This window comes from Nitrososphaera sp., from assembly GCF_036397675.1.
Classification (GTDB): domain Archaea; phylum Thermoproteota; class Nitrososphaeria; order Nitrososphaerales; family Nitrososphaeraceae; genus Nitrososphaera.
Genome location: NZ_DASWIL010000024.1, coordinates 1 through 7,859 on the forward strand (window position 1 = coordinate 1; position 7,859 = coordinate 7,859).

Genomic DNA, 7,859 nt, shown 5'->3' on the forward strand with positions numbered 1-7,859 from the left:
TGCTGTTGTCAAAATATGTCAGCACAAGCGAGTACTGCTCAAGGGCCAGGAGCGCAAAGGCTACAGGCGCATACAGCAATTTGGCGTTGGCGGCCTTGACAAGCGAAATGATGGCGCTCTTGAATATGTACCCAAGCACCGCAATGTTGAACACCGTCATGACGAAGCTCAGGTCAGCAAGGCGCGGGTAGTTAAAGTACGGCGCCGACACGAACGCCGAAGACGGGATTATGAACGATACTGAGACCACCAGCACCGGCAGAACGACTACCAGAACGTGCTTGAGCTTGTAGCGCGCAATTGCTTGCATGCCTTGCCTGAAAGTTACCTTGCCGGAATCTCCGGGGTTGTTCTTGAAGTGGTACGACAGGGCTATCAGTGTGATGCCTTCTGACTGCAGAATTACCTGCATCCAGAAAAATGCAGGATACATCACTGCATCGTTTGCAAGCGCCCAGCTTGCGTACTGGAACAGATACGACAGGCCGAGGAAGGCAAACCCTGCAGGGAACCCCAGAAGGTACCCGAATCCTGAAAAAGAGTAAGATTTGAAGAAATACCGGGCGATAAGGAACGACGCGGAAACCGAGGCCGCCATCACAATGAGAGCAACAGCAGGGGCAACGCTGGGATCCATCAGGACAAACGGGTTCAGGATGTTGGGGTTTGGCAGTTCCGGCATCTCGGCTCCAAGTATATGATGGCGAAACTGGCCAAATAACGTTGCTCCCCTTAAGGGAGTCCCTGAAGTAAATCCATCAGGTGAGCAAGCAATAAAATCAATAATTTTGAAGAAATAGTGATGGTGGAAACTGTGCGCAGGCTTGCGGTAATAGTCTTAGGCACCATTTTTGTAGCGGGCTGGTTTGGCGGCAGCAGCCTCGCCTACGGCGCGCAGATAAACTCCTTTCTGGTGCCGGAGCACGATGAAGGTTATGCCGAATTCATGGGGCTCAAGTTCATCCAGATACGGTACCCGCAGGGCAGTTCTGCCGCAAAAATGTTTGGTGGGGTAAACGAGCGTCTGGAATTTACTGTTAGTTTGCAGACGGGATCCCAACTGGAGCAGTTAAACAGGTCCATGCTTGATGGCAACAGCCCGATGCAGCTTGCTGGCGCAAATGTCACGTACACCGGAACCATCAGGGGCTCGCACGATACGCTCATGCTTACCTACAGGGTTGAGCTTGACTCGCAGGTGTCAGGGTACGTCCTGAACAGGCCTTCCGATGATGATGGAGACGCGCCTTCAGATACCATCCTAGTCGACTCTAACTGGAGAGGGTTTGTCATCGAAGGGCCCTTGCTGGTAGACGCAGGCCCGAGCTACGGCGAGGTAGACGTGAACCAGCCCATAGGCTTGCTGCAGACAACGTTCCCCGAGTTTGCCCAAAAGCTGATGGACTCCAACGCCGAGACGAGGGCCATAATGACGCAGCCGGTACTTGACTTTGGCGACATAGGCAGGACGCCACTTGAAAGGTGGCACATCCTCTTTGACCCCACGTTCAGCCAGGCAAGCGTCAAGGGCGTGCTGAACACCGACATCGGGAAGGCAAAGGTGCTGTCGGTCTACTCGCTTGGCGAGTGCAGCATCAGGGAAGGATGTCCCCAGCCAAGGGAGGCAGACTCGATTGCAAGTGTCGACGGCGCAGACTTGAAGGTGCACATCTCGACTCCCCAGCCAAACGCGCAGATAGAGATAGCAGGCTACACGACCATAGAGAGCAAGCCTGACAACGGCGACTTGGAGATAATCGGCGTCAGCCTTGACAACCCCGGCCCCGGAGGCCCGCCCATGTTTACTATGCAGGTGCTCCTGGTACTGGCAGGGATGATGGGCGCGGTGGCGGTAATCGTGCTTCTCAAGGCAAGGAAATAACAGGGGAAAACAATTAAACGCCAACTTTCCGTGGCTCTAACAGTTGCAAGAGCCAAGCCCGCCCTGGCTGTTCCATGTGCGCACAACAAAGTTCGCGGCGTTCGTGGTGGCATTCATCGTGTTCAGCGCAATCGTTGCGTCAGGCGCAACTGCCGGCATCGACGACCCGGTGAACAGATACGCGCAGTTCATCCAGGGCAACCCCATCCTCGACGCGCTGATGATAGCGATAACGACGACGGGCGATGTGGGAACGCTCTTCTTGTTTGCAATCATCATCACGATAGTCAGGCGCACACGCAAGGCCGGCATGATTTTCCTGATTGCAATAGTGGTTCTTGCTATTGTGACTATGTACATGAAGCCGTTCATAGGAAGGGCCATCCCGCCCTACGTGTTTGCCCCCGGATTCGAACTGCCAGAGAACTTTAGCATAGAAACCGACAGCCTAGCGCCCCTTGCGGCAGGGTTCTCGTACCCGTCCGGGCACGCCTCACGCGCTACTGCCCTTGCGTTCATCGTCGGCTATTTGCTGTACAGAAGGACAAGATGGGCCGGCTATGCGGTCTGGGTGTTTCCAATAATGACGGGGATTTCACGCGTGTATGTGCAGCAGCATTACCCGATGGACCTTGTGGGCGGCTTTTTCATAGGCATAATAATTTCAGTTGTCTTGAGCAGCGCAATGAAGATCTGGCAGCCGTTCCAGCTGTCACGCTTTAAGGGAAAAGAAGACAAGCAGAAAGCCTAGGCCTTTTGCTCGAAGCGGTCAAACACCCGGGTGCTTGCAAGCAGCCACCCGTAGTGCGACTCATCGTGCACGTACCGCAGCTCTTTCACGATGGGCACGATGTTGCGCTTGCGCAGCGTGAGAACGAACTCGCCCTGCATGGTTATCCCGAGTTTTTTGGCTCTGCTCGTCAGTCTTTCGCTGCGGGGCAGAAGGATGCGGAAGCTGAAGTCGTCGGCGCCTTTCTCGTACAAGTCGGCCATCTTGTCGGCGGCAAGCCTGATTTCAGCAATCTCTTTCAGGTCAAACGTTTCCTGCACTGGAAAGCTGGCATATTGCGATGTCATTACTTGTACTTGGCAAACGCTTCCTGCAGCATGCCGTGCAAATGATTGCTCCAATCGGTGAACCCTTCAGAGGCTTCGGGATAATTGTAATAGTGCTCGGTGAGTTTTTTGTTGATGTCGGCGCAGTAGCGCAGGTCGTCGGCAAGTTTCTTGTTCATGGCGCCCCTTATCATCATGCCCAGCCTGTCTAGCGTGCCGAACTCGGGGTGCTCGCCCATGGTTATCTTGTCGATGTCCATCTTTGAGAGGAAGTGTTTCATGCCGTAGTTTATCTGGTCGTTTGTAAGGCCCTGTAACAGTCTCCTGAAAACTTCGAGGCCGGCAGTCTTGTAGCCATAGTCGTTGATGAAGTGTTTGTTGTACTTCCACAGCGACTGCTCGGAAGTGTCGTTTGCCTGTATAGCTTCCACCGCGTCCTTTCCAGCTATGGTCGCCGCTATTATCGCCGGCCCTATTCCGCCTGCGTCAAGCGGCTTGGGCATCCACGCCGAGTCGCCCACGAGCATGTAGCCGTTTGCCACCATGCAGTCGTTCTGCCGCCTGACAGAGACCTGCCAGGTGCCCCAGGCGTTGCCGTCGTCCATCATGCCGTTTGCAAGGGTCGGGTTCTTGATGACGGGGTTGAACTGGACGTATTCGTTGATGAGAGTCGTCAGGTTGGGGTGGACGCCCATCTCCTTGTTGCGGGCGTCAAACGCCTTTTGCTGGATACCAAGGCCGATGTTGACCTTGTTCTTGCCCTTGGGGAAGACCCAGCCGTAGCCTCCCGGCGCCAGCTTTTGATCGAGATGTATGATGCAGTAATCCGGGTCAAAGAACGTCAGATCTTCGTGATCCTGCTCGAAATTGTAAATGTAGCGCCCCGTCGCCTCGAGGTCGTCGCGGTCAATCCTGCGCTCGATGTGCGTTTTTATCGGAAGGTTTGTGCGCAGGACGGAAGTAACGCCAGCGCAATCCACCACCAGTTTCGCGGTTTTCTTGAAAACGGTCTTGTTGTCAAGGTCGTCGCCTTCGACGCCTATTACCGTGCCATCTTCAATGATGAGCGAGCGCAGCGCCACGCGCTCTTTGAACTCGACTCCCACCTTTTTGCAGTCGGCGAGCTGTCGCTGCGGCAGCAGCTTGCGGTTGAGGATGTAGCCTTCGCCGTCAAAGGCCACCTTGGTCTCGTGGTCCGGCGAGAACGCGACCACGCCCTGGACAGGATGTTCTATCTCAGGGTAGCCCCAGTTGATGTGTATGCGGTCTGCCATGTAGTCGACGGTGTTCTTGCCCACCGCATCGCCGCACACCCAGCCGGTGACAGTTTTCATGCCCTGCTGCGGGAAAGCGTTCCTGTCGATGACCAGTATCTTCAAGCTCTGCTTCGAGTAGTACGCTGCCGACGTTGCAACTATCATGCCGGCGAGGCCGCCGCCTGCGACTATAATGTCATAATCACGCTGTACGGACATGTGCCTGTTACAGCGAACAGAGCCAAAACGCTATTTAAAGTGTTGGCGCCTCAGATCGAAAGATGAAGCCGTTTGTTTTCTTTGACCTCGGCCAGACGCTTGTCTCAGAGTGGGATTTCATCGACCATTTTGACCAGAAATTCCTGGAGCTATTAAACGGCTTTGGTGCGCGAATCGACATGAAGAACTACCGCGCAGTCAGGGACAGCATAATCCGTGACCGCAAGATAGGCCACGGAAGCGTCAGGGAACTTACAATAGAGGTGTGCGGGGCCGTCTTGCCTTCGGGCTACGGCGAGCCGATTGTGCGCAGGATGGACCATGCAGTAAAGGAGGGCAGGAGGACGCTTTTCCGCTTTGCAGACGGAGCGGAACAGACGCTAAAACAATTGTCGGAAAAATGCGAACTCGGGATAATCGCAAACCAGTCAGAGGACATTGTCGCGCTATTGCAGTCGTCAGGCCTTGACGGGTATTTCAGGGTGAAAACTATCTCGGGCGCAGTCGGCCTGAAAAAGCCCGACCCGGAGATATTCGCTCTTGCCCTCAAAGAGGCAGGGCGCGGGGCAAAAGACTGTATTATGGTTGGCGACAGGCTTGACACCGACATCTGCCCGGCGAACAGGCTTGGCATGAAGACTGTCAGGGTGACGGACTCGCTCTTTGCGCTTCAGGAACCCAGAGAACAGTGCGAGCAAGCAAAGGCCACGGTTTCAAAACTGACTCAGGTCCCGGCGGCCGTGGATAAGATGACAGGCTAGACCATCTTTGAAAGAATTGCGTCCATTTCTTCCGGCGTCATCTTCTTCTTTGGTTTTCGAAACATCGAGTGCACCGGCCCTGCGCCATCGCCGGGTTTGCGCGGTATAATGTGCACGTGGACGTGCGGCACTTCCTGCCCTGCTTCTTTGCCGTTGTGGACACCGATCAGCGACGCGCCTGCTCCTGCGGCCGACTCGACTGACTGCACAATCTCATGTGCAAGCGCAAAGACAGCGGCCGAGTCTTCCTTGCCCATGTCCTGCAGCTTGGCGTAGTGCACCTTTGGCACGACGAGCGCATGGCCTGCCGCAAGTGGAAAGGCATCGAGGAACGCCAGCGCCTTTTCGTTCTGGCCGATTACCTTTGCAGGGATATGACCTTGCACTATTTTGCAAAAGATGCAGTCCTGCATAGCCGCTCTACTGTTTCTGCAGAATATTAACTAACCCGCCGGCTGTGGCTGCGGGGCAAGCCTGGCCAGCTTGGCCTTTGACGCCACGAACTGCTCCGCGCCTTTTGCATCTACAGACGGCGTGCCCTTTTTGCCCACGAGCCCGATGAACTCGGGTGCAAAGTGATGCTGTGAGAGGTCCTCCGCGACGAGGTTCAGGACATCCTTTGTTGCGACTATAATATGGCAGCCGTTCTGCGACGCAGTGGCGTTTTCTACTGCAAATTCCCGGGTGGCAAGTTTTGCTATTTCCTCGTGCCTAACGGGAATGCTGTTCACGGCGACTTGCGCGTTTGCCAGCTCTGCTAGGTCTCCGAGCGCAAACACCCCCCTTGCGCCCACAGGGTATACAGCTGTAATGTGCAGCTGTCTGTCAAAGGGCGAGCCAAAGTCTGGGCAGTATTTCGCTATTATTTTTCCAAGCGCAAAGTGGGGCTCGCCCAGGCTTTTCAACGCTTCGTCCCTTGCCGCCGTGATGCTTGAAAGGGGCACACCGGCCTTCTCGAACTTGTCCGCGTTTGCCGGTTCCATGAGCGCCAGAGCGTGCAGGCTGACTGCCGCAAGCCCGCCGAATCTGTTTGTTACCATTACGCCCATGCCTTCTTCGACCTGGCCGTACCAGGTGGGCAGCTCCTTGTTTGTAATCGCTACAGCGCTCGTGCCGTAGAACAGCCTGCCCCGCTTGAGCGAGCTATAGTCTTCCATCGGCAGGTTGTGACGCGCGGTCGCCGCGTCCAGGTTCGTGCGCATCCTGTCGAGCATCTCCTCCGTAGGCGCGTCGTAGATCGGGTAGAACTTGTACAGCGATGGGTTGCCGCAGCCAAGCAGGTTGAGCCTCTCGACCGCATCGGCAATGGCGATTCTTGCGTGGACCTCGGCGTCAGGCGCCTCTGTCACGTCCGTTATCTGTGTAAACGCAGTCAGGGCGGGCATGTGGCCGTCCTTGTTCCCGCGGTGGATTGCGATGTAATCAAGAAGCGCAAACTGCGCGTCTTGATGCTCGGTGAGCGCGACCTGCGCGTTTGACACTGCGACCTTGGCATGGAACACTGACAGGAAATTATACAGCGTTTCTGCCAGCGCCTTGGGGGACTCGCCAGTGGTTACATGCACGCGAAAGAGCGCAAGCGCGCGCTTGACTTCCACTTCCTTGTCAATGACGGGGTTTGCCAGGTCGTAGACGCGCCTTGTCATCTCGGGCTCCTTGCCTTCGATGTGGGGGTACGGATCAAACCAGGAAGGAGTTATCTTTATGGTGCTGCGCTTGGCCTCCGCGAGCGCCTCCCTTAACACGTGCGGGTCGGCTTGTGTCGTGCAAGAAGAAACCCACCTAAGTGGGTCAAAGCCCAGCTTCCTGTACTCTTCTATTCTTTGCCAAAAATTATCAACCAATCCCAATCTCCCCTAGCTAACACTATTCCTAAGCGAAGTAATACACATTAACAGTGTTCTAGAGGTCATATAATAATTGGGATGAAAACCTACATCTAATACAGTATTCCCACTACCAACATGCTCGCATCTAGCGTACACAACCTGAAATGAGCTCGCCTGTTTATAAAGACACTCGGACAATATGATTTTCTTTCATTGAACACCATAAAGCTCGAATTTCCCCTGTTTAACTTGTAGTAATAGTAATGTAAGCTTTCGTTTTGTTAATAGTTTTCTTGTAAACTTTTGGCGGATGGAGGTTTAGTTCACAGATGATTGTGTAGCCTTCGATGGCTGGATTATCCTGCCAGCAATGTAAATTATTGCGGCTGCAATGATAAGCAAAGCACCAGATGGCACTTGGCTGCGCCCAACGACTTTGTCGCAGGGTATAAGACATGGGGTATTGAGGTACAGGTTAATGCTTACTTCTTCTGCTATCATCAACAATAGGCCCGATGTTGCAATTGCTATTGTTATTGCTGTTAATTTTCTCGTACTCCATTATCAGGTCGGAAGAAATATTTGCTTTACTGTGTATTCTCATACCATTGAACATGGCGCGAACCCACGTTCAAAGCGCTTTGGATTGGTGCGAATATCGTGCAGTTTCTAATTTCTTTCTAACCTCTTCCTGTACATTGGTCAGAAATAACAAAGCTTCATCCTTGTCTACCACATCATCTTTTCTTAATTCTTGTCCTACTGCCATGAGGGATGGATTTGTTTCGATTTCTTCAGACCTGGTACAAAGAAACAAGGGATTACAAGACGCCTTATCATGTGCAGACCATGCTTA

8 protein-coding genes are annotated in these 7,859 nt (G+C 53.9%); 3 read left to right on the plus strand and 5 right to left on the minus strand.

Translation table 11 applies throughout. The annotated features are described in order from the left end of the window. On the minus strand, positions 1-682 hold a 682-nt coding region (locus tag VGA14_RS04855; protein ID WP_331002625.1), incomplete at its 3' end, for a hypothetical protein. A 120-nt stretch (positions 683-802) separates the two neighbouring features. Between VGA14_RS04855 and VGA14_RS04860 the strand changes: the two genes are divergently transcribed. Together VGA14_RS04860 and VGA14_RS04865 are read left to right on the plus strand one after the other, a co-directional pair. Beyond that, a complete protein-coding gene (locus tag VGA14_RS04860; RefSeq protein WP_331002626.1) occupies positions 803-1,882 on the plus strand; it encodes a hypothetical protein in 1,080 nt (359 codons plus the stop codon). Positions 1,883-1,925: 43 nt separating this feature from the next. After that, positions 1,926-2,633, plus strand: a complete 708-nt coding sequence (locus tag VGA14_RS04865) for a phosphatase PAP2 family protein (protein ID WP_331002627.1) — start codon at positions 1,926-1,928, stop codon at positions 2,631-2,633. Here the strand turns inward: VGA14_RS04865 and VGA14_RS04870 are convergent. Both VGA14_RS04870 and VGA14_RS04875 read right to left on the minus strand, forming a co-directional pair. Further along, the gene (locus tag VGA14_RS04870) at positions 2,630-2,959 is read right to left on the minus strand and encodes a hypothetical protein (protein WP_331002628.1); all 330 of its coding nucleotides are present in this window, start codon (positions 2,957-2,959) and stop codon (positions 2,630-2,632) included. The two genes, VGA14_RS04865 and VGA14_RS04870, sit on opposite strands and share 4 nt — an antisense overlap. Continuing rightward, the gene (locus tag VGA14_RS04875; protein ID WP_331002629.1) at positions 2,959-4,413 is read right to left on the minus strand and encodes an NAD(P)/FAD-dependent oxidoreductase; all 1,455 of its coding nucleotides are present in this window, start codon (positions 4,411-4,413) and stop codon (positions 2,959-2,961) included. The genes VGA14_RS04870 and VGA14_RS04875 overlap by 1 nt, the downstream gene beginning before the upstream one ends. 62 nt (positions 4,414-4,475) lie before the next feature. Between VGA14_RS04875 and VGA14_RS04880 the strand changes: the two genes are divergently transcribed. Further along, on the plus strand, positions 4,476-5,174 hold the full coding sequence (locus VGA14_RS04880; RefSeq protein WP_331002630.1) for an HAD family hydrolase: 699 nt from the start codon (positions 4,476-4,478) through the stop codon (positions 5,172-5,174). On the opposite strand, the gene VGA14_RS04885 is transcribed toward VGA14_RS04880, so the two are convergent. After that, entirely contained in the window at positions 5,171-5,587 is a 417-nt protein-coding gene (locus VGA14_RS04885; protein ID WP_331002631.1) for an HIT family protein, read from the minus strand. The two genes, VGA14_RS04880 and VGA14_RS04885, sit on opposite strands and share 4 nt — an antisense overlap. Before the next feature lie 30 nt (positions 5,588-5,617). Further along, positions 5,618-7,018 (minus strand): hypothetical protein, encoded by a 1,401-nt coding sequence (locus tag VGA14_RS04890; protein WP_331002632.1) that lies wholly within the window; start codon positions 7,016-7,018, stop codon positions 5,618-5,620. Between the last annotated feature and the right edge of the window lie 841 nt (positions 7,019-7,859).